We start from the raw sequence: 2,917 nt of genomic DNA on the forward strand, positions 1-2,917 counted from the left end.
CCCGATCAGGCAGGCCCGGGGCAGCACCGCGCGCACCGTGGCGACCTGGGCGCGGGCGTACCGCAGCGGCGGCCCGTCGGCGACGTTGGCCAGGTACCAGCCGTTCGCGCGCAGCACCCGGGCCACCTCGGTCGCGTACTCCACGCTGGTCAGGTGCGCCGGGGTGCGGGCGCCCGCGAAGACGTCGGCGACCACCACGTCGTAGCCGGCATCCCGGCTGGACGCCAGGGTGGCCCGCGCGTCGGCGACCCGCACCCGCAGCCGGGGGTCGGCCGGCCAGGGCAGCTCGCGGCGGACCAGGTCGACCAGGGCGCCGTCCACCTCGGACACCCGCTGGGTGGAGCCGGGACGGGTGGCCTGCACGTACCGGGGCAGGGTGAGCGCACCGCCGCCGAGGTGCAGCACCCGCAGCGGGGCACCCGCCGGTGCGATCAGGTCGAGGGCGGCGGCCAGCCGCCGGACGTACTCGAACTCCAGGTGGGTGGGGTCGGCGAGGTCCACGTGTGACTGCGGCGCGCCGTCGAGCAGCAGGGTGAACGACCCCGGCCGGTCGGCGTCCGGGACCAGCTCGGCCTCGCCGGTGTCGACCCGCGCGGTCACCCGGTCCGCGTCCCGGCGGCGGCCCATCAGCGACCGCCCGCCGGGGCCGACATCGCGGCGGATCCGGTCGTCATCGGCGTGGCCCGCGACCCCGGGCCGCGGCGGTCAGCGCCCGGTGCAGCAGGCGGGCGTCGCCGAGCAGCGCCCGCAGGCGGCGCTCCAGGCCGGCGATCGGGATGAGGTTCTGCGGGGCGCGCGGGTCCTTGTACGGGGTGGACGCGAACCGGGGGAGGGTGACCAGCGACAGGTCGGCCAGGGCGATCGCCTCCTCCTCGGCCAGCTCGGCCGAGCACTCCACCCGCACGATGCCGGCCCACGGCGCGCCGGCGGCCACCGGCAGCCGCAAGTACCAGGAGTACCCACCCCAGGCCGTGCCGAGCTTGAACACCGGGGACCGCTGGCCGGCCCGCAGCCCGGTGACCACGGCGGTCAGTCGGGCGTCGAGGTACTGGCTGTGCTGGGTCTTGACGTACCCGAGCGCGCGGGGAAGCTGCCGGCGGCTGCGCAGCGGGCCGTCGACGACCAGCAGGTCCCCGTCGACCCGGGCCGCCCCGGAAACCTCCACCTCGAGCGCGGTGAGCGGCCCCTGCACGGCCGCCTGGAGCTTGGCCAGCTCGCCGGTGCCGCCGACCCGGTGCACCGGGTAGCGCACCGTACCGGCCCGCACCTCCCGGGCCGACGGGCTGGCGGTGAACAGGCCCCGACGCACCTGCGTTCCGGCGAGCCGGGCGGCGCCCCGCTCCAGGTCGCAGCGGACCACCCCGGCCGCGTACGAGGCGGCGAGGCCGGGGAACGACGCGCCGTCGGCCTCGGCCGTCCACACGCTCGCGTCGACCCGGCGTACCCCGTCGACCAGCAGCACCACGGCCGGCGCCCGCACCCCGGGCCGGACGTCCACGGCCCGCCAGTCCACCGCCGGCAGCTCCACGTCGGCGTCGACCTGCTGGCTGCTCGGCGTGGCCGGCCCGCCCGGCACCGCCTCGAAGGACGCGCCGTAGCCCGGGTCCCAGGTGTCGACGAACAGCTCGGGCGGTGCCCCGGGTGGTGGCTCCTGCTCCGCCGGGCCGGTCACCGGCCGGTCCGTAACACGCGGGCCGTACGGGCGTCCTTGCTGACCTCGAACCGGACCGGGATGCGTTCGGCCAGCGCCGGCACGTGGGTGACCACACCCACCATCCGGTCGCCCCGGGCGGCCAGGCTCTCCAGGGTGGCCGCCACCGTGTCCAGTGTGGCCGTGTCCAGGGTGCCGAACCCCTCGTCCAGGACGATCGACTCCAGGGTCGCCGCCGTGGTGGACATCCCGGCGAGCTGCTCCGACAGCGCCAGGGCCAGGGCCAGCGACGCCTGGAACGTCTCCCCGCCGCTCAGGGTGCGCACCCCGCGCCGCAGCCCGGCGTCGTGGTGGTCGACGACGAAGAACTCGCCCTTGTCGTGCACCAGGTCGTACTGGCCGCCCGACAGCTCCCGCAGGATCCCCGACGCGCCGTCGACCAGCAGGTCCAGCGCCTCGGCGAGCAGCCAGCGCTCGAAGTTGTTGGCCCGTAGGTGTCCGGCCAGGGCGCGGGCGACCCGGGCCTGCCGCTCGTGCCCGGCCCGCTGTTCGCGCAGCTCGGCGGCCTGTGCGCGGCGCTCCACCAGCCGCCGGTAGGGCGGCCTCGGCGCGCTCCACCGCGACGGTGGCCGCCCGCACCGGGTCGTCCCCGGCAGCCAACCCGGCGGCGGCGAAGACGCCCGCGATCCGCTCCTGGACGGCCGCCTCGGCGGCCTCCGCCCCGGCGACCGCCTCGGCCAGCCCCGACCGGTCCGCGCGCCGCCGCGCCGCCTCCCCGTCGGCCCACCCGGCCAGCGCCGCCCAGGCCGCGGCGACGTCGTCCCGGTCGGCGGCAGGCGGGCCGAACCGGGCCAGGCCGTCGCGGGTCGCGTCGAAGTCCCGCCACGCGGCGCGCAGCCGCTCCTCGGCCCCGTCGAGCGCCCCCCGGGCCCGCCGGGCGGCGTCCCGCCCCAGTCGGACCGCGCCCGCCGCCTCGTCGAGGGCCCTACGCAGCCGGGCGTGCTCGGCCAGGTCGTGCCGCAGCGCCGCCGGGGCGGCGGCATCGGCGAGCTGGTCGTCCAGCTCGGCCAGCCGCCCCCGGAGCTGGTCGTGCTCGGCGCGGGCCCGCAGCAGCACCCGCTCCAGGTCCCGCGCCGCCGCGTCGCGCTCCTGCACCACCCGCTGCGCCGCCTGGGCCGCCGCCCGGGCCGCCTTCCCCGCGGCGGTGGCCCGCGCCACCGCCGAACCGGCCGGCACGGCGGGCACCCGGGGCACCACCTGCTCGCA

2 protein-coding genes and 1 pseudogene are annotated in these 2,917 nt (G+C 78.6%); all 3 read right to left on the bottom strand.

What is annotated here, in order from left to right; translation table 11 throughout:
- A partial coding sequence (locus MCAG_RS23455) for a spermidine synthase (RefSeq protein ID WP_007075463.1) occupies window positions 1-627 on the bottom strand: 627 nt, incomplete at its 3' end.
- A gap of 43 nt (window positions 628-670) precedes the next feature.
- Window positions 671-1,624, bottom strand: coding sequence for a hypothetical protein (locus MCAG_RS23460; protein ID WP_007075464.1), 954 nt, complete (start codon window positions 1,622-1,624; stop codon window positions 671-673).
- Between the two features lie 44 nt (window positions 1,625-1,668).
- Window positions 1,669-2,917, bottom strand: a pseudogene (locus MCAG_RS23465) (SbcC/MukB-like Walker B domain-containing protein); the annotation flags it as partial.

Source organism: Micromonospora sp. ATCC 39149, assembly GCF_000158815.1.
Lineage (GTDB): Bacteria > Actinomycetota > Actinomycetes > Mycobacteriales > Micromonosporaceae > Micromonospora.